Here is an 18,046-nt window from a genome sequence, read left to right as displayed (position 1 = left end):
CCGCGCGGAGGTGCCGCATGCGTGGACTGCTGGCGATCGCGTTGTCGTGTCTGGCCGCCTGCGCGCCGGTACGCGCGCCGGCGCCGCTGCCGGGCGAGCCGGTGGCGGCCGATGTCGCACTGCTGCGGGGACGCTTCGTGCCCGGCGCGCAGCCGGACGGCAACACCGTGCTGCTGCGCGCACCGGCGGGGTGGATCGTGGTCGACAGCGGGCGTCATCCCGAACACACCGCGCGCATCCTGGAGAGCGTCCGCGCCAGCGGGCTGCCGTTGCGCGTCGTGCTCAACACCCATTGGCACATGGATCACGTCGCCGGCAACGCGATGCTGCGCGCGGCGCATCCGCGGGCGCAGGTGTGGGCGAGCCCCGAGCTCGGCCGCGCGCTCGACGGGTTCCTCGCCGACTACGCACGCCAGTTGGACGCCATGCTCGCCGGTGCCGCCCCCGGCGACGCGCAGGCGCAAGCGCTGCGCGCCGAGCGCGCGCGCATCGCCGCAGGCCCGCGGCTGCTGCCGACGCATCCGCTGACCGCGGGCGGCGCGCACGCATGGGCCGGGCGGCGGATCGTGCTCGGCGTGGAAACCGGCGCGGTCAGCGGCGGCGACGTCTGGCTGTTCGACCCGGCCAGCGGCGTGCTGGTCGCGGGCGATCTGGTGACGCTGCCCGCGCCGCTGTTCGACACCGCCTGCGCCGAGGGCTGGCGCGCGGCGCTGGCGCGGCTGGAGGCGGTGCCGTTCACGACGCTGGTGCCGGGGCACGGCGCGCCGATGGACCGCGCCGGCTTCGCGCGCTACTGGCGCGCGTTCGACCGCCTGCTCGAGTGCGCGGCGCGCGACGGCGCGGCGGCCGGGTGCCGCGAGGCCTGGCTGCGCGATGCCGACGGCCTGATCGCGGCCGGGGATCTCGCGCTCGCGCGCTCGCTGCTGGACCATTACCTCCCCCACGTGCTGCGCGCACCGTCGGAGCGGCGCGCGCGCCATTGCCGGAGTGCCGGATGACCGACCGTTCCCATGCCACCCGCGCGGCGTTGACCATGCTCGCCGCGGTCGGCCTGTTCGCGCTGATGGACGCGGGCCTGAAGTTGCTGAGCGCGCATTACCCGCCGTTCCAGGTGACCGCGCTGCGCGGCGCCGCCTCGTTGCCGTTCGTGCTGGCGTGGGCGCTGTGGAGCGGCGGGGCGCGCGTGCTGCGCCCGGTGCGCTGGTCGCTGCACCTGCTGCGCGGCGCGATCGGCATCGGGATGATGGCGGCGTTCGCCTACGCGATCCGCACGCTGCCGCTGTCGACCACCTACGCGATCTTCTTCGTCGCGCCGCTGCTGATCACCGCGCTGTCGGTGCCGTTCCTCGGCGAGAAGGTCGGGCCGCGGCGCTGGATCGCGATCGTGGTCGGCCTGCTCGGCGTGCTGGTGGTGCTGCGGCCGACCGGCGAGGGCGTGTTCTCGCTGGCGGGCGTGGCCGTGCTCGCCGCCGCGCTGGGCTATGCGATCAGCGCGATCACCGTGCGCGTGCTGGCGCGCACCGACAGCACGCAGTCGATCACGGTCTGGCTGCTGGCGCTGATGGCGCTGGGCGCCGGCGCGCTGGCGTGGCCGGACTGGGTTCCGCTGCGCGCGCGCGACGCCTGGATCATCGCCGGAGTCGGCCTGGCCGGCGCGCTCGGGCAATACGCGATCACCGAGGCGTTCCGCATCGGCGAGGCCTCGCTGATCGCCCCGCTGGAGTATTCCGCGCTGGTGTGGGGCGTGCTGCTCGACCTGACCCTGTGGGGCGTGCTGCCCGACGGGGTGACCTGGATTGGCGCGGCGATCATCGTCGGCAGCGGGCTGTACCTGCTGCGGCGCGAGCGCGCGCACGCCGGCGACACCCCGCCCTGAGCACGCGGCCGGCGACGCGCCAGCCGGTATCCTTGCCGCGATGCGAACGTCATGGATCGAGCGCCTGCTGCGCGGCCTGTACTCGGCCGCGCTGTACCTGCTGGCGCCGGTCACCCTCTACCACCTGATCTGGCGCGGCTTCCGCCAGCCCGCGTACCTGCGGCGCTGGCCGGAGCGCTACGGCGTCTATCGCGACACGGTGCCGGAGCGGCTGGTGTGGGTGCATGCGGTGTCGGTCGGCGAGGTCAACGCCGCCGCGCCGCTGGTCGAAGCGCTGCGCCGCGAGCGCCCGGATCTGCCGCTGCTGGTGACCACGATCACGCCGACCGGATCGGAGCGCGTGCGCGCGCTGTGGGGCGAGTCGGTCGCGCACGTCTATCTGCCCTACGACCTGCCCGGTGCGGTGCGCCGCTTCCTGGGCCACTTCCGCCCGTGCGTGGGGATCATCCTCGAGACCGAGCTGTGGCCGAACCTGCTGTTCGGCTGCCGCGACGCGCAGGTGCCGCTGTACGTCGTCAACGCGCGGCTGTCGGCGCGCTCGCTGCGCGGCTACCGGGTGCTGGCGCCGCTGGTCGGCCGCGCGCTGCGCACCGTGCGCGCGGTCGCCGCGCAGTCGGCGGCCGATGCGCGCCGCTTCGTGCGGCTCGGCGCGCACGCCGGGCAGGTGCTGGAGACCGGCAACCTGAAGTTCGACCTCGCGGTGCCGGCCGACCTCGACCGCTTCGCGGCGGAGTGCCGCGCCCGATGCGGCGCCCGTCCGGTGTGGATCGCCGCCAGCACCCACCCCGACGAGGAGGCGCCGGTGCTGGCGCTGCACGCGCGCCTGCGCGCGCGCTGGCCGGAGCTGCTGCTGCTGTGGGCGCCGCGCCATCCCGAGCGCTTCCGCGCGGTCGCCGAGGCCGCGCGCGAGGCCGGCTTCGGCGTCGGCACGCGCTCGGCGCAGCAGTGGCCGCGCGCCGACGATGCGGTGTTCGTGATCGACACGCTCGGCGAGCTCACCGCGTTCTACGCCTGCGCCGACGTCGCCTTCGTCGGCGGCAGCCTGCAGCCGGTGGGCGGCCACAACCTGCTGGAGCCGGCCGCGACCGGCACCCCGGTGGTGACCGGCCCGCATCTGCACAACTTCGCCGAGATCGCGCGTCGCATGGGCGAGGCGCAGGCGTTGCGCGTGGGCGCCGATGCCGACGGCGTCGGCGCGCACCTGGAGGCGCTGCTCGGCGACGAAAAAGCCCGCGCGGCGATGGCGCGCGCGGGCCGGGCGCTGCTGGAGGGCGGGCGCGGCGCGCTGGCGCGGACGCTGGAACTGCTGCGTCCGGCGCTGCCGCCGCGCGGACCCTCAGCGTGAGACGGCGTCGTTGGCCGGGACGGTGATGTCGGCGGTCAGCAGGCGGTTGATCGCCGCCACGTCCTCGACGTCGAGCGTGCCCGCGGCCCGCTCCAGCGTCAGCCGCGCCTGCAGGAAGTTGTAGCGCGCCTGGGCGTAGGCCTGCTGGGCCTGGAACAGGTTGCGCTGGTTGGCCAGCACGTCGAGCACCGTGCGCGTGCCGACCTCCAGGCCGACCTGCGAAGCCTCGTACGCGCTGCGCGCGGCCACCACCGCCAGCCGGCGGGCCTCGACCTCGCTGATGCCGGCCACCAGCGCCTGGTAGGCGGCGCGGGTGTTGCGCACCAGCGCGCGGCGCTGCTGTTCCAGCTCGTCCTGGGTGGCATCGCGCTGCGCGATCGCCTGGCGCACGCGCGACTGCGTGGCGCCTCCGGAGAAGATCGGCACCGACAGCGTCAGGCCGGCGCTCGGGCCGTAGCCCTCGCTGTCGGTCGGCAGCGTGCGGCCGAGGATGGTGCGATCGCCCCAGGAGGTGTCGTCGCCGTAGCTGGCGTTGAGGTAGAGCGTGGGCAGATGGCCGGCGCGGGCGGTCTGCACGTCGGCCTCGGCCGAGCGCAGTTGCAGTTCCATCGCGCGCAGCGCCGGGTTGTTCTCGATCGCCGTCTGCACCCACTGCTCGACGCCCTTGTCCTCCGGCAGCGCGGGGGTGAAGTCCTCCGGCAGCCCCTTCAGCGTGCGGATCGGCTGCCCGGTGATCTCGGCGAGCGCCTGGTAGGCGTCCTCCACCGCGTTGCGGGCGAGGATGGTCGATGCGCGCGCGCTGTCGTACTGGGCGCGCGCCTCGTGCACGTCGGTGATCGGCGCCAGGCCGACCTCCAGGCGCTTCTCGGCGAAATCGAGCTGGCGCTTCAGCGCCGCTTCCGCGGCTTCGGCGGCGGCCAGCGTCTCCAGTTGCACCAGCACGTTGAAGTACGCGGCCGACGTGCGCGTGATCAGATCGTCGTTGGCCGACTCGAGCTGGAAGTCGCTCGCCTCGCTCAGCGCGCGCTGGCTGCGCAGGGTGGAGAAGCGGCCGAAGTCGAACAGCACCTGGTCGGCGCTCACGCCGACGCGGCGGGTGGTGGTTTCGCTGTCGCTGCTGGCGGGGAAGGAGACGATGTTGCCGTTCTCGTCGAAGTCGGTCTGCACGGTGCGGCCGTGATCGCGCGTGCGCGTCAGCGTGGCCTGGCCGTTGATCTGCGGCAGCAGCGCCGCGCGCGCCTGCACCGAGCCTTCGCGGACCGCGAGGCGGTTGGCTTCGGCGGCGGACAGCACCGGGTCGCCGGTGCGGGCGAGTTCGTAGGTCTGCAGCAAGTCCTCGGCCGAGGCGACGGCCGGCAGCAGCGCGAGGGCGAGGGCAAGAACGAGCGGACGGCGGATCATGCGGCTTCCTTGAAACATCGGTTGGACGGTCTCGTAGCGGCCCGCTCCGCGCCTCGTCGACGCCGGAACGCGCGCTTACAGCCGGAACGTCGGCTTCGGCGCGGCCCCCATCAGGTAGGGCAGGTCGGTCTCGAACAGGGATTCGATGCGCGAGGCGGGCGAGTCGTTGCGGAGCTGCACGGCCTCCATCGCCGGCGCGCGGCCGCGCACCACGAACATGCGGCCACCCGGCTCCAGCCATTCGACGAAGCGCGACGGGATCGCATCGACCGCGCCGCCGACCAGGATGGCGGCGAAGCGGCGGCGGTTGTCCCAGGTGAACGCGTCGGCGTGCTCCAGATGCACGTTGCCGATCCGCAGCGCCGCCAGGCGCGCGCGTGCGGCATCGACCAGGTCGGCGTGGATGTCGAGGCTGACCACCTCGCGCGCCAGTCTGGCCAGGCACGCGGTCAGGTAGCCGCTGCCGGTGCCGATCTCCAGCACGTCGTCGCCGGCGTCGAGCTGCAGCGCCTGCAGCGCGCGGCCTTCCACCACCGGCTTGAACATGCGCTCGCCGTGCGGCAGCGGCAGCGCCAGGTCGGCGTAGGCCAGGGTGCGGTGCGACTCGGGCACGAAATGCTCGCGCGGCACCGAGCCGATCACGTCGAGCACGCGCTCGTCGAGCACGTCCCACGGCCGAACCTGCTGTTCGACCATCAGGGCGCGGGCGCGGGCGTAATCGAAGGTGTCGGCGGCAAGGCTCATGGGGGCGGATCGGCGGACGGAGGATCGCGAATTGTAAGGCGTCCGGCGGACGCCGCCGTGCGATCCGGCTGCGGCGACAGGATCGGCCGGGCGGGCGGCCGCCACTGAGTGCCGGAAGTCACCGCGACCGAAGGCACCCGGCGCGCGGCTCATCGCGCGCCGTCCCGCCGGCCGTAGGCCCGCACGAACAGGTCGACCACGTTGCGCACGTGGGTGGCCGCGTCGTGGCCGTGCATCACGCACAGGCCCGGCAGCAGCACCTGCATGTTGACCGTGCCCTTCAGCAGGCACAGGAACTGCTCGGCCGCCAGCGCGGTGTCGGGGATGTCGAGCAGGCCGGCGTCCACCGCCTCCTGCAGGAACCGGGTGAGATTGGCGCTGATGCGAGCCGGGCCCGCGTCCCAGAACAGTTGGCACAGCTTGGGGTTGTCGCGGCCGTCGGTCATCAGCACGCGCTGCAGGGCGACCGCGTCCTCGCTGGACACCAGCGCGTGGAACTTCTCGGCGATCGCCTGCAGCGAGGCGCGGATGTCCCGCCCCGGCCGCTCGAACGCCTCGTCCGGCATCTGCGCGACGCACTTGGCCTTCACCGCCTCGACGAACAGCGCGTCCTTGTCGCCGAAGTGGCTGTAGACGGTGAGCTTGGACACCCCGGCCGCGGCGGCGATCTGCTCGACGCTGGTCCCCGCGAAGCCCTGGCGCAGGAAAAGCTGCTTGGCCGCTTCCAGGATGGCGGCCCGCTTCTCCGGATCCTTCGGGCGGCCGGGACCGGCCGTCTTCGGCGGGGCGGAGGGGCGGGAGGGCGAGGCTCGGGTCATGCGAAATACTGGACTGCCGGGTTCGTGAATTATACAGTACCGGCCGGTTCACGAATTCGCGGGTCGTTCATGCGCGTCGCTGCCGTTCTGCCGGGAGTTGTGCTGGCTTCGGTATTGGCTCTGGCCGCCTGTGCCGGCGAGGAGAAGCCCGCCGAGGCGCCGCGTCCGGCGCTGGTGACACGTCCGCTGCGCGCCGACGCGGCCGCCACCGCCTACCCCGGCGAGGTCCGCGCGCGCGAGGAGAGCGTGCTGGCGTTCCGCATCGGCGGCGCGCTGATCGAGCGGCGCGTGGACGTCGGCGACCGCGTGCGCGCGGGGCAGGTGCTGGCGGTGATCGACCCGCGCGACGTCGCCCAGCAGGCCGGCGCGGCGCGGGCGCAGCTCGCGGCGGCGGAAGCGCAACTGCAGCGCGCGCGCGCCGACCGCCAGCGCATCGCCGCGCTCGCCGCGCAGCAACTGGTCAGCCGCTCCACGCTCGATTCCGCCGAGGCCGCGCTGGCGGCGGCGCAGGGCCAGGCGGAAGCCGCCCGTGCGCAGGCGGCGATCGCCCGCAACCAGGCCGCCTACGCGCAGTTGCGCGCGCCGCGCGACGGCGTGATCGCGCGCCGCGAGGCGGAGGTCGGGCAGGTGGTCGGCGCCGGCCAGCCGGTGTTCGCGCTGGCCGCCGACGGCGGACGCGAAGTGGCCTTCGCCGTGCCGGAAGGCGAGGCGGGCGCGTTGCGGCCGGGGCAGGCGGTGAGCGTGGAGCTGTGGTCGCGCCCCGGTCAGCGCTGGCGCGGGCGGGTGCGCGAGGTCGCGCCGGCCGCCGACCCGGCCTCGCGCACGTTCGCGGTGCGCGCGACGGTGGACGCGCCGGCCGACGCGCTGGCGCTGGGCCAGAGCGCGCGCGTGTACCGCGTCGCAGAGGCGGCCTCGCTCGCGGTGCCGCTGGCGGCGGTGCAGCGCGGCGCGAACGGCACCGCGGTGTGGGTGGTCGATCCGGCAAGCCGTACCGTCCGCCTGCGTCCGGTGCGCACCGGGCCGTTCGCCGAGGACGCGGTGCCGGTGCTCGACGGGTTGCGCGGCGACGAGTGGGTGGTCGCGGCCGGCGGCCATCTGCTGCGCGAAGGGCAGGCGGTGACGCCGGTGGACGCCCGCAACCGGCCCGTGCTGCCGGCCCGCGCGGAGCGCTGAGCCATGCGCTTCAACCTTTCCGAGTGGGCGCTGCGCAACCGCGCGCTGGTGCTGTACGCGATGGTGGCGCTGGCGCTGATCGGGGTGTTCTCGTACCAGCGGCTCGGGCAGTCCGAGGACCCGCCTTTCACCTTCAAGGTGATGGTGATCCGCACCCTGTGGCCGGGCGCCACCGCCGACGAGGTCGCGCGCCAGGTCACCGACCGCATCGAAAAGAAGGTGATGGAAACCGGCAAGTACGAGTTCGTGCGCTCGTACTCGCGGCCGGGCGAATCGCAGGTGTTCTTCGTCGCGCGCGATTCGCTGCGCTCGAAGGAGCTGCCCGAGCTGTTCTACCAGGTGCGCAAGAAGGTCGGCGACATCCGCGCGACGCTGCCGCAGGGCGTGATCGGCCCGTTCTTCAACGACGAGTTCGGCGACACCTTCGGCAACATCTACGCGCTCACCGCGCCCGGCTTCGACTACGCGGTGCTGAAGGACTACGCCGAGCGCATCGAGCTGGAACTGCAGCGCGTGCCCGACGTCGGCAAGATCGAGCTGATCGGCCTGCAGGACGAGAAGATCCACATCGAGCTGTCGAACACCAAATTGGCCACGCTCGGCGTGCCGCTGGCGGCGGTGCAGCAGGCGATCCAGGCGCAGAACGCGATCGCGCCGGCCAGCTTCTTCGAAACCCGCAGCGAACGCGTGCAACTGCGCGTCACCGGCGAGTTCGAATCGCTCGACGACATCCGCGACTTCCCGATCCGGGTCGGCGACCGCACGTTCCGCATCGGCGACGTCGCCGAGGTGCGCCGCGGGCTGGCCGACCCGATGGCGCCGCGCATGCGTTTCATGGGCGAGGACGCGATCGGCATCGCGGTGTCGATGAAGGACGGCGGCGACATCCTGCGGCTGGGCAGGACGCTGGAGCGCGAGTTCGCGCGCATCCAGGGCACGCTGCCGGTGGGGATGACGCTGCACAAGGTCAGCGACCAGCCGAAGGCGGTCGCAAGTTCGGTCGACGAATTCGTGCGCGTGCTCGCCGAGGCGGTGGCGATCGTGCTGCTGGTGAGCTTCTTCTCGCTCGGGCTGCGCACCGGGCTGGTGGTGGCGCTGTCGATTCCGGTGGTGCTGGCGATGACGTTCGCGACGATGCATTACTTCGGCATCGGCCTGCACAAGATCTCGCTCGGCTCGCTGGTGCTGGCGCTCGGGTTGCTGGTGGACGATGCGATCATCGCGGTCGAGATGATGGTGGTGAAGCTCGAGCAGGGCTACGACCGCATCAAGGCCGCCGCCGCGGCGTGGGATCTCACCGCGTTCCCGATGCTGACCGGCACCCTGGTCACCGCGGCCGGCTTCCTGCCGATCGCGACCGCGGCCTCCAGCACCGGCGAGTACACCCGCTCGATCTTCCAGGTGGTGACCATCGCCTTGCTGCTGTCGTGGATCGCCGCGGTGGTGTTCATCCCGTATCTGGGCGACAAGCTGCTGCCGGACTTCGCCGCGCCGCCGCGCGAGCCCGCGCCCGGCAGCCGCGCCGCGCGCCTGCGGGACGCGCGCCGGCGGCTGCTCGCGCGGCTGCCCCGGCCGCTGCGCGCCTGGCTGGAGCGCGACGCGCACGCGCATCACGGCGATCCCTACCAGACCCCTTTCTACCAGCGCTTCCGCCGCGTGGTGGCGTGGTGCGTGCGCTACCGCAAGACGGTCATCGCGATCACGGTGGCGGCCTTCGTGGCGTCGATCGTGCTGTTCCGCTTCGTGCCGCAGCAGTTCTTCCCCGATTCGACGCGGCTGGAGCTGATGGTGGATCTGGAGCTGGCGGAAGGCTCGTCGCTGAAGGCCACCACCGCCGCCGCCGAACGGCTGGAGAAGCTGCTGGCGAAGCGGCCGGAGCTGGAGAACTACGTCGCCTACGTCGGCAGCGGTTCGCCGCGCTTCTACCTGCCGCTCGACCAGCAACTGCCGGCGCCGAACTTCGCCCAGTTCGTGCTGCTCACGCGCGACATCGAATCGCGCGAACGCCTGCGCGCCTGGCTGCTGGACGAGGTGGCGCCGCAGTTCCCGACGCTGCAGTTGCGCGTCACGCGGCTGGAGAACGGCCCGCCGGTCGGCTATCCGATCCAGTTCCGCGTCTCCGGCGAGCACATCGACGAGGTGCAGCGCATCGCCCGCGAGGTGATGGCGAAAGTGCGCGCGCACCCCCACGTGCGCAACGTCAATCTCGACTGGTCCGAGCCGAGCAAGGTAGTGCGTCTGCGCATCGACCAGGACCGCGCCCGCGCGCTCGGCGTCAGCACCGCGGAGCTGTCGCAGTTCCTGCGCGGCGCGCTGGCGGGCACCTCGGTGAGCCAGTACCGCGAGGGCAACGAGCTGATCGAGATCCTGCTGCGCGGCCCGGCGCGCGAGCGCGAGAGCCTCGCGCTGCTGGGCTCGCTGGCGGTGCCGACCGCGAACGGCCGCAGCGTGCCGCTCTCGCAGATCGCCACGCTCGAATACGCGTTCGAGGACGGCATCGTCTGGCATCGCAACCGCCTGCCCACCGTGACCGTGCGCGCCGACATCCAGGGCGAGGTCACGCCGCCGTCGGTCACCGCCGCGATCGAGCCGACGCTCGACCCGATCCGCGCCGCGCTGCCGGCGGGTTACCTGCTGCAGACCGGCGGGACGGTGGAGGATTCCGCGCGCGGCTCGCGCTCGGTCGCCGCCGGCGTGCCGCTGTTCGTGCTGGTGGTGGCGACGCTGCTGATGCTGCAGCTTCGCAGCTTCTCGCGCACCGTGATGGTGATGCTGACCGCGCCGCTGGGCATGATCGGCGTGACCCTGTTCCTGCTGGCGCTGCGCGTGCCGTTCGGCTTCGTGGCGATGCTGGGCACGATCGCCATGTTCGGCATGATCATGCGCAACTCGGTGATCCTGGTCGACCAGATCGAGCAGGACCGCCGCCACGGCGCGGCGGCGTGGGAGGCGATCGTCGAGGCCACCGTGCGCCGTTTCCGCCCGATCGTGCTGACCGCGCTGGCCGCCGTGCTGGCGATGATCCCGCTGTCGCGCTCGGTGTTCTTCGGGCCGATGGCGGTGGCGATCATGGGCGGCCTGATCGTCGCCACCGCGCTGACGCTGCTGTTCCTGCCCGCGCTCTATGCCGCCTGGTTCCGGGTCAAGCCCGGCCCGCAGGCGGCGTGACGGTTTTCGCCTCCGAGCCGTCCCGACGTCTCCCTCCCCCTCCCGGACGTCGGGCGGCTCGGTGCGCGAATTCCCGGCCGCTGGTTCCGCCGCCGCGCCCGTGGTTCAATGCCGGCCGAAGCGGGGGTACCGCAGCGCTGCGGTTGAGACAGACCCTTCGAACCTGATCCGGCTGATACCGGCGTAGGGAAGCTTCGCGACACCGCGTGGCCGGTGCGCGCCGCCGCTTCGTCCCGCTTCCTCACTGGACGAACGCATGAACGCCATTCCCAGCGAACTGATCCGGCAGGCCGAGCGGCTCTCGGCCGACGTCGTGCGCCCGATTCCCGGCTCGCGCAAGATCCACGTCGAAGGTTCGCGCCCCGATCTGCGCGTGCCGATGCGGGAGATCGCGCTGGCGCGCACGCCGACGCTGTTCGGCGGCGAGGACAACGCGCCGGTCACGGTGTACGACACCTCGGGGCCCTACACCGATCCCCAGGCCGACATCGACCTCACCCGCGGCCTGCCGCCGCTGCGGGCGCAATGGATCGCCGAGCGCGGCGACACCGAAACGCTGCCGGGCCTGAGTTCGGAGTTCGGCCGCCGCCGCGAGCTGGATCCGAAGCTGGCGGCCGTGCGCTTCCCGAACCGGCCGCGGCCGCGTCGCGCGCTGGCCGGTGCCAACGTCACCCAGTTGCACTACGCGCGTCGCGGCATCGTCACTCCGGAGATGGAGTTCATCGCCATCCGCGAGAACCAGCGGCTGGAGGCCGTGCGCGAGGCGCACCTGCTGAAGCAGCATCCGGGCGAGAGCTTCGGTGCGCACCTGCCGCAGCGGATCACGCCGGAGTTCGTGCGCGACGAGGTGGCGCGCGGGCGCGCGATCATCCCGTGCAACATCAACCACCCGGAAAGCGAGCCGATGATCATCGGCCGCAACTTCCTCACCAAGATCAACGCCAATATCGGCAACAGCGCGGTGTCCTCCGGCATCGCCGAGGAGGTCGAGAAGCTGGTGTGGGCGATCCGCTGGGGCGCGGACACGGTGATGGACCTGTCCACCGGCAAGCACATCCACGAGACGCGCGAGTGGATCATCCGCAACTCGCCGGTGCCGATCGGCACGGTGCCGATCTACCAGGCGCTGGAGAAGGTGGACGGCCGCGCCGAGGAGCTGAGCTGGGAGATCTTCCGCGACACCCTGATCGAGCAGGCCGAGCAGGGCGTGGACTACTTCACCATCCACGCCGGCGTGCTGCTGCGCTATGTGCCGCTGACGGCGAAGCGCGTCACCGGCATCGTCAGCCGCGGCGGCTCGATCATGGCGAAGTGGTGCCTCGCGCATCACAGGGAGAACTTCCTCTACACCCACTTCGAGGAAATCTGCGAAATCATGAAGGCCTACGACGTGGCCTTCTCGCTCGGCGACGGCCTGCGTCCGGGCTCGATCGCCGACGCCAACGACGAGGCGCAGTTCGGCGAGCTGGAGACGCTCGGCGAGCTCACCAAGATCGCCTGGAAGCACGACGTGCAGGTGATGATCGAGGGCCCCGGCCACGTGCCGATGCAGCTCATCAAGGAGAACATGGACAAACAGCTTCGCGAGTGCGGCGAGGCGCCGTTCTACACGCTGGGTCCGCTGACCACCGACATCGCGCCGGGCTACGACCACATCACCAGCGCCATTGGTGCTGCGATGATCGGCTGGTACGGCACCGCGATGCTCTGCTACGTCACCCCGAAGGAGCATCTGGGCCTGCCGAACAAGCACGACGTGCGCGAGGGCATCATCGCCTACAGGATCGCCGCGCACGCGGCCGATCTCGCCAAGGGCCATCCCGGCGCGCAGGTGCGCGACAACGCGATGAGCAAGGCGCGCTTCGAGTTCCGCTGGGAGGACCAGTTCCACCTCGGCCTCGATCCGGAACGCGCGCGCGAATACCACGACGAGACGCTGCCGAAGGAAGCGCACAAGCTGGCGCATTTCTGCTCGATGTGCGGCCCGCACTTCTGCTCGATGAAGATCACCCAGGACGTGCGCGAGGCGGCGAAGGCCGACGCCGCGCGCGAGATCGAGGCCGGACTGGCGGAGAAGGCGGCCGAGTTCCGCGCCCAGGGCGGCGATCTCTACAAGGCGGTGTGAGCGATGCGGCGTCGCGCGTTCCTGCTCGGAAGCGCGGCGCTGCTGGCGTCGCCGCGGCGGGCGAGGGGCGCTGGAACGGCGCGCGGCTGGTGGGAGGCGGTGTTCGCGCGGATGCCGTCCGCGCTGGCCGAGGTGGCGCGCGATCCGCAGTTCCGCGTGCAACTTCGGTGTCTGCGCCCGGCCCACGGTGAGCGTTTCGACTGGGGGCTGCAGCCCCGGCGCTGGTACTCCGCCGGCAGCGTGGTGAAGCTGCCGATGGCGCTGCTGATGGCCGAGCGGCTCTCGGCGCTGGGTCTGGACGCACGGGCGCGGCTGGAGGTCGCACCGCCCGCGAGCGGTGAATGGCCGTCCGGCGAGCCCGCCGCGGAAAGCTTCGCGCACGGGCTGCGCCGCACGTTCGCGGTGAGCGACAACGCGCCGTTCAACCGCTGGTACGAGCTGCTGGGCACCGATGCCGTGCACGCGCGGCTGGCCGCGATGGGCTGGCCGCACGTGCGGCTGATCGCGCGTCTGGGGTCCGCCGACAGGAAAGCCAACCGCCGCACCGGCGGCGGGCGCGTGCGCGAGGAGGACGGGCGCATCGTCGCCGCGCTTCCCGCGCGCGATGGCCGGCCGCGGCGGTTTCCGTTCGGCGCCGCGCTCGACGGCACGGGCTGGCGCGAGGACGACGGCAGCGTGCGTCCGGGTCCGCACGACTTCGCGCACGCGAACTTCCTGCCGCTGGCGGACGCGCTGGACATGCTGCAGGCCTTCCTGGTGCCCGAGTCGGTGCCGCGGTGGCGGCGCTGGCGCATCGCCGGGCCGCTGCGCGCGCAACTGCTGCATGCGCTCGCCGCAAGACCGCGCGATGCCGGCGAGCCGACCTGGCCGGAGGCGACCCATCCCGACGGCTATGCGCGCTGGCTGTTCGTCGGCGACGGCGGCCGCTACCCGCCGGAGCTGACCGTGTTCGGCAAGGCCGGCATGGCGTACGGTTTCCTCACCGAGACGGCGTGGGTGGTGGACCGCGCGCGCGGTCTGCAGTTCGCGCTCGCCGCCAGCGTGTACGCCAATCGCGACGGCGTGTTCAACGACGACCGCTACGAATACGCCGAGGTCGCGTTGCCGTTCCTGCACGCGCTCGGCCATGCGGTCTGGGACCACGAACGGGAGCTTGCGGCATGAGGACACCCACCGGCACGGGATCGCGCGCGCTGGCGATCGCGCGGCGGCATCCATCGGCATGGCTGCTGGCGGTGCAGCTTCTGGGCGTCGTGCTGTACCCGGCGATGGACGACAGCGCGGCCGGGCGCGCCATGTTCGGCGCGTTCGGGGTGGCAGTGCTGGCGCTCGTGCTGTGGGTGGTGAACCGCAATCCGACCGCCAACTGGATCGCCTGGCTGCTGGCGCTGCCCGGAGCGGCGCTTTCGCTGGGCGGCGTGCTGGCCGACCGCGCGGACTGGCAGCTCTGGGGCTGGCTGCTGGAAGGCGCGCTGTACCTCTACGCCGCCGCCGGGCTGGTGCTCTACATGCTGCGCGACCACCGGGTGACGCTGGACGAATGGTTCGCGATCGGCGCGGCATTCACCCTGCTGGCGTGGGCGTTCGCATTCGCCTTCCTGGTGTGCCAGGCGTGGTACCCGGGCAGCTTCGGCGAATTGCGCAGTTGGATGGAACTGTTGTTTCTGAGTTTCGCAACGCTCTCGGGCGTGGGGCTGAGCGATGTGGTGCCGCAACGGGCGCCGGCGCGCGCGCTGGTGATGCTGGAAATGTTCGCCGGTGTGATGTACGTCGCGGTCGCGGTGTCGCGACTGGTCGGCCTGGCCATGCTCGGCGCGCGTTCGCGCGCGGATTGATCGCCGGCGTTCAGCCTGCGGCTTTGCCGAACACCTACAATCGCTGCGTTCGCGCATCCGCACGCTTGTGCCGAGTCTGGCGGCTGCGTTGTCCCCGTTCCCTTCAGCACATGACGGTGCCTGAGCGCGCCGTCATCCTTTCTGGTTTCCGATGGTGCGCTCCGCGACCGCGATGGCCCTGACAGCGACCGAGACCGTGCGCGTCGGCGAATGTCTTGTCGACATTCCGCTGCGCGAGGTGCGCGCGCCCCACGCGCGCCGGCCGGTGCGGATCACGCCCAAGGCCATGGGCGTGCTGCTGACGCTTGCGCGCAACGCGGGGAAGGTGGTCGGCCGCGACACGCTGCTGGCCGAGGTATGGCCGGGCACGCTGCCGACCGACGATGTCGTCACGCAGGCGATCACCCAGCTGCGCAAGGCGTTCGGCGAGCGACGCGGCGAGGCGCGCTACATCGAGACCATCGCCAAGAGCGGCTACCGCCTTCTGGCCGAGGTCGAGTGGCTGGACGCGCCGGAGCCCGCGCTGCCGGTGGCGACGGTGACGCTTCCGCCGCTGGCGGTGATCGACGCGCCCGAGCCCTCGCCGTCCCTGCCTGCGTCGCCGGTCCCGCCAGCGCCTGCGGCGGCGCCCGCGCGCCCGGCCCGCGGCGCAAGCCCGGGGCGCCGCGCGCTCATCGTCGCGGCGGTCGTGCTGACCGCGCTGGTGCTGATCCTGGCGGTGCTGCTGGTGCGGCGCGAGGCGGAAATGGCCGATCTGGCCCGCAGCCTCGCGGACGCCTCGCAGACGGGGCGGCCCTACCGCCTGCTGACCTCGGCGCCCGGCTTCGAATTCGCGCCGACGCTCTCCCCGGACGCGGCGATGGTGGCCTACGCCGCCAGCCGGCCGCAGCGGCGCGGCACCGCGATCTTCGTGCAGACCACCGAGCCGACCACGGCGCGCGCGCTGACCGCGCCGCCCGCCGGCGCCTCCGACCGCAATCCGGCGTGGTCGCCGGACGGCCGCCGGATCGCGTTCGAGCGCCGCGGCCCGGGCGCCGCCTGCAGCGTGATGGTGGTGCCGGCCAGCGGCGGCGAGCCGCGCAAGGCGACCGACTGCGATCCGCGCGATCTGGTCAGCTTCAGTTGGACGCCCGACGGACAGGGGCTGCTGTTCGGCAGCATGCATGCCGAGGGCGTGCGGGTGGGGCTGCGCGTGCTCGATCTGGCCAGCGGCGCCTGGCGCGCGATTCCCTACGCCAGCGCCGCGCGCGATCTCGACCACGCGCCGCGCTACTCGCCGGACGGCCGCTGGATCGTGTTCGCGCGCAACCCGCAGCTCGGCGACCTGTGGCGGGTCCCGGCCGAGGGCGGGCGGGCCGAGCCGCTGACCGGGCAGCGGATGGAGATCCGCGGCTGGGACTGGCTTCCCGACGGCGAAGGGCTGGTGTTCGGCCGCCGCATCGACAGCGGCACGCGCGTGTACCGCTTCGACCTGCGCACGCGCGAGGTGCGCGATCTCGGCATCGACAACGCGCAGTCGCCGGTGGTGGCGGGGCGCTGGCTGGCGTTCGTCAACCGCCGTCCGGAGTTCGGCCTGTTCCGCTTCGAGCGGGTGGCGCCGTCGGGCCGGGAGGCGGTCGGCGAGCGTCTGTTCGCCTCGTCCGGGCGCGACGCGCAGCCGGCGATCGCGCCGGATGCGCGGCAGATCGTGTTCACCTCCGACCGCTCCGGCCAGTTCGCGCTGTGGTGGGCGGACGTGGCGGCGCGCACGCCGCCGCGGCTGCTGTCGGCGGTGAATCCGGACATGCGGCGCATGCCCGAGTGGTCGTGGGACAGCCGGCGTCTGCTGGTGGTCGGCCGCGACGGACAGGGGCGGATCGGCCTGTACGAAGTGACGCCCGCCACCGGCCAGGTGACGATGCTGCCGGTGCCGGTCACCGATCCGATCCAGGGCCTGTACCTGCCGCAACCCGATCGCGTGCTGGTCGGCAGCGGCGATGGCGCAGGCCAGGTCCGGCTGACGCTGTTCGACCGCAGCCGCGCGCCGTGGCGCGCGCTGGCGACGCTGGAAGACGTGTCGCTGGCGAAGGTCGATCCGTTGCGCGACCGCGTGCTGTTCACCCGGCTGTCCGAGGACGGGCTCTGGCAGGCGGATCTCGCGCTCTCGCCGGGCAGCGTGCGGCGGATCGACGCCGAAGCGCCGGCGCGCTGGGCGTTCCGCAACTGGGACATCGCCCGCGACGGACGCATCTACTACCTCGAGCAGGCGGCCGATTGCGCCGCCCGCCTGCGCGAGATCGGCAGCGACGCGCCGCCGCCGCCGCGTTGCCTCGATCGCGACCGGCTGTTCACCACCAACGGCTTCAGCGTCAGCGGCAGCGGCAACGCGATCTACGTGCCGCTGGCGACCGAGGACGGTTCCGACATCGCCTTCATGCCGCTGCCGCCGGAGCCGCCGCGCGGGGTGGCGGGCTGGGTCAAGTGATTGATCCGCAAGGCGATCCGGCTATCGGAACTCTTTCGTCGGACGCTTCCGGAAGATTTCGTAGGACTCTCCGCCCAATTTCCTGAAGCCAGCGGCGGGATCAGGCAAATCCACCGGCCTTTCTCAGGCAATCGAGGTGGATCATGTCCAAGGCGCTCTGGGCCGACCGCGGCCAGTTGCTGTCGATCGATCTTCCGGATGCGGCGCCGCAGGCGGCGTGCTTCGGCGTCTCCCGACTGGGCAGCCTCCAGCTCGCCGGCAACGCGTTCTCGGTCTGGTTCCAGTTGCGCGGCAGCGCCTGGGTGGAAGCCCGCGAAGGCCGCTTCCGCCTGCGCGCGGGCGACTGGATCGCGTTCGAGCGCGACTCGCATCCCTCGGTGCAGGTCGACCGCGACGGGCTGTGCATCGGCCTCGCGGTGAACGGCGAAGCCCAGCGCCTGCTGGGCCAGTACTCCGAGGCGGTGCTGTACGCCGGCCGCGGCGCGATGGCCCCGCGCGAGCGCCGGATCACCCTGCAGCTCTGGCGGCGCGCGCTCGAGCATCTGCTCGCCGAAGGAGACGGCCAGCGCGACGTCGGCGCGCTGCGTCCGCTGCTGCTGCACCTGGGCGGCTTGCAGCGCGAACTGCACGCGCGCATCCCGCGCTGCCCGGGACGCTCGCGCAGCCGCAAGCGCCAGGTGTTCGGCCGCCTGCAGCGCGCGCGCCTGTACCTGGAAGGCAACAGCGACCGCGTCGTGCGCATCGGCGAGCTGGCGCAGCTCACCAGCTTCTCCGCCTGGTACTTCTCCAAGACGTTCCATTCGCTCTACGACGAAAGTCCGCAGGCCGCTTCGGTGCGCATCCGTCTCGACCGCGCCGCCGACCTGCTGCGCACCACGACGATGACGATCGGCGAAGTCGCCGCGGCGTGCGGCTTCGACAACTGCTGCAGCTTCGCGCGCGCGTTCCGCGCCCGGCACGGGATGTCGGCCACGCAGTACCGCAGCGGTCTGCACATGACTGCACGGGCAAATCCGGCAAAGCCTTCGAGGGCGGGCGGCAAAGCGGTATCGAAGACCGGCACGTAAGTTTGCGAAGCGCTTTAACGCGCCGATAAC

General features: G+C 72.4%; 13 protein-coding genes and 1 riboswitch. Of the genes, 10 read left to right on the top strand and 3 right to left on the bottom strand.

What is annotated here, in order from left to right:
* The first annotated feature begins 17 nt into the window (after positions 1–17).
* The 3 genes from FQY64_RS03535 to waaA are packed head-to-tail and all read left to right on the top strand — an operon-like array spanning position 18 to position 3,221.
* Complete coding sequence (locus FQY64_RS03535; protein ID WP_146472334.1) at positions 18–998, top strand: MBL fold metallo-hydrolase; 981 nt, start codon at positions 18–20, stop codon at positions 996–998.
* Entirely contained in the window at positions 995–1,876 is an 882-nt protein-coding gene (locus tag FQY64_RS03530; RefSeq protein ID WP_229814923.1) for a DMT family transporter, read from the top strand. The genes FQY64_RS03535 and FQY64_RS03530 overlap by 4 nt, the downstream gene beginning before the upstream one ends.
* Before the next feature lie 40 nt (positions 1,877–1,916).
* Positions 1,917–3,221, top strand: a complete 1,305-nt coding sequence (gene waaA / locus FQY64_RS03525) for a lipid IV(A) 3-deoxy-D-manno-octulosonic acid transferase (protein WP_146472333.1) — start codon at positions 1,917–1,919, stop codon at positions 3,219–3,221.
* Here the strand turns inward: waaA and FQY64_RS03520 are convergent.
* The 3 genes from FQY64_RS03520 to FQY64_RS03510 form a co-directional block, all read right to left on the bottom strand.
* Positions 3,213–4,622 (bottom strand): TolC family outer membrane protein, encoded by a 1,410-nt coding sequence (locus FQY64_RS03520; protein WP_146472332.1) that lies wholly within the window; start codon positions 4,620–4,622, stop codon positions 3,213–3,215. The genes waaA and FQY64_RS03520 overlap by 9 nt on opposite strands.
* Positions 4,623–4,697: 75 nt before the next feature.
* Positions 4,698–5,366 (bottom strand): protein-L-isoaspartate O-methyltransferase family protein, encoded by a 669-nt coding sequence (locus tag FQY64_RS03515; RefSeq protein WP_146472331.1) that lies wholly within the window; start codon positions 5,364–5,366, stop codon positions 4,698–4,700.
* A 149-nt stretch (positions 5,367–5,515) separates the two neighbouring features.
* A complete protein-coding gene (locus tag FQY64_RS03510) occupies positions 5,516–6,184 on the bottom strand; it encodes a TetR/AcrR family transcriptional regulator (RefSeq protein WP_146472330.1) in 669 nt (222 codons plus the stop codon).
* A gap of 69 nt (positions 6,185–6,253) precedes the next feature.
* On the opposite strand from FQY64_RS03510, the gene FQY64_RS03505 reads away from it, so the two are divergent.
* The 7 genes from FQY64_RS03505 (at position 6,254) to FQY64_RS03475 (ending at position 18,016) form a co-directional block, all read left to right on the top strand.
* Positions 6,254–7,357, top strand: a complete 1,104-nt coding sequence (locus tag FQY64_RS03505; protein WP_146472329.1) for an efflux RND transporter periplasmic adaptor subunit — start codon at positions 6,254–6,256, stop codon at positions 7,355–7,357.
* Between the two features lie 3 nt (positions 7,358–7,360).
* Entirely contained in the window at positions 7,361–10,525 is a 3,165-nt protein-coding gene (locus tag FQY64_RS03500; RefSeq protein ID WP_146472328.1) for an efflux RND transporter permease subunit, read from the top strand.
* A 112-nt stretch (positions 10,526–10,637) separates the two neighbouring features.
* Positions 10,638–10,733, top strand: a riboswitch (TPP riboswitch).
* 48 nt (positions 10,734–10,781) lie between these two features.
* On the top strand, positions 10,782–12,650 hold the full coding sequence (thiC, locus tag FQY64_RS03495; protein WP_146472327.1) for a phosphomethylpyrimidine synthase ThiC: 1,869 nt from the start codon (positions 10,782–10,784) through the stop codon (positions 12,648–12,650).
* A gap of 3 nt (positions 12,651–12,653) precedes the next feature.
* Positions 12,654–13,814 carry a serine hydrolase gene (locus FQY64_RS03490; protein WP_146472326.1) on the top strand — a complete coding sequence of 387 codons (1,161 nt, stop codon included), beginning with the start codon at positions 12,654–12,656 and terminating at the stop codon, positions 13,812–13,814.
* Entirely contained in the window at positions 13,811–14,485 is a 675-nt protein-coding gene (locus tag FQY64_RS03485; protein WP_146472325.1) for an ion channel, read from the top strand. The genes FQY64_RS03490 and FQY64_RS03485 overlap by 4 nt, the downstream gene beginning before the upstream one ends.
* A 172-nt stretch (positions 14,486–14,657) precedes the next feature.
* Positions 14,658–16,949, top strand: a complete 2,292-nt coding sequence (locus tag FQY64_RS03480) for a winged helix-turn-helix domain-containing protein (RefSeq protein WP_146472324.1) — start codon at positions 14,658–14,660, stop codon at positions 16,947–16,949.
* A gap of 143 nt (positions 16,950–17,092) precedes the next feature.
* Entirely contained in the window at positions 17,093–18,016 is a 924-nt protein-coding gene (locus tag FQY64_RS03475; protein ID WP_146472323.1) for a helix-turn-helix domain-containing protein, read from the top strand.
* Positions 18,017–18,046 lie beyond the last annotated feature (30 nt).

The sequence above is a fragment of the Vulcaniibacterium thermophilum genome, assembly GCF_007923255.1.
Taxonomy (GTDB): domain Bacteria; phylum Pseudomonadota; class Gammaproteobacteria; order Xanthomonadales; family Xanthomonadaceae; genus Lysobacter_F; species Lysobacter_F thermophilum.
Note: the sequence above shows the minus strand (reverse complement) of the source record. Positions and strands in the feature narration are given on the sequence as shown.

Bases quoted from the DNA above. Each gene is read 5' to 3' on its own strand.
- FQY64_RS03535 (WP_146472334.1), top strand. From the start codon at position 18: ATGCGTGGACTGCTGGCGATCGCGTTGTCGTGTCTGGCCGCCTGCGCG.
- FQY64_RS03530 (WP_229814923.1), top strand. From the start codon at position 995: ATGACCGACCGTTCCCATGCCACCCGCGCGGCGTTGACCATGCTCGCC.
- waaA (WP_146472333.1), top strand. From the start codon at position 1,917: ATGCGAACGTCATGGATCGAGCGCCTGCTGCGCGGCCTGTACTCGGCC.
- FQY64_RS03520 (WP_146472332.1), bottom strand. From the start codon at position 4,622: ATGATCCGCCGTCCGCTCGTTCTTGCCCTCGCCCTCGCGCTGCTGCCG.
- FQY64_RS03515 (WP_146472331.1), bottom strand. From the start codon at position 5,366: ATGAGCCTTGCCGCCGACACCTTCGATTACGCCCGCGCCCGCGCCCTG.
- FQY64_RS03510 (WP_146472330.1), bottom strand. From the start codon at position 6,184: ATGACCCGAGCCTCGCCCTCCCGCCCCTCCGCCCCGCCGAAGACGGCC.
- FQY64_RS03505 (WP_146472329.1), top strand. From the start codon at position 6,254: ATGCGCGTCGCTGCCGTTCTGCCGGGAGTTGTGCTGGCTTCGGTATTG.
- FQY64_RS03500 (WP_146472328.1), top strand. From the start codon at position 7,361: ATGCGCTTCAACCTTTCCGAGTGGGCGCTGCGCAACCGCGCGCTGGTG.
- thiC (WP_146472327.1), top strand. From the start codon at position 10,782: ATGAACGCCATTCCCAGCGAACTGATCCGGCAGGCCGAGCGGCTCTCG.
- FQY64_RS03490 (WP_146472326.1), top strand. From the start codon at position 12,654: ATGCGGCGTCGCGCGTTCCTGCTCGGAAGCGCGGCGCTGCTGGCGTCG.
- FQY64_RS03485 (WP_146472325.1), top strand. From the start codon at position 13,811: ATGAGGACACCCACCGGCACGGGATCGCGCGCGCTGGCGATCGCGCGG.
- FQY64_RS03480 (WP_146472324.1), top strand. From the start codon at position 14,658: ATGGCCCTGACAGCGACCGAGACCGTGCGCGTCGGCGAATGTCTTGTC.
- FQY64_RS03475 (WP_146472323.1), top strand. From the start codon at position 17,093: ATGTCCAAGGCGCTCTGGGCCGACCGCGGCCAGTTGCTGTCGATCGAT.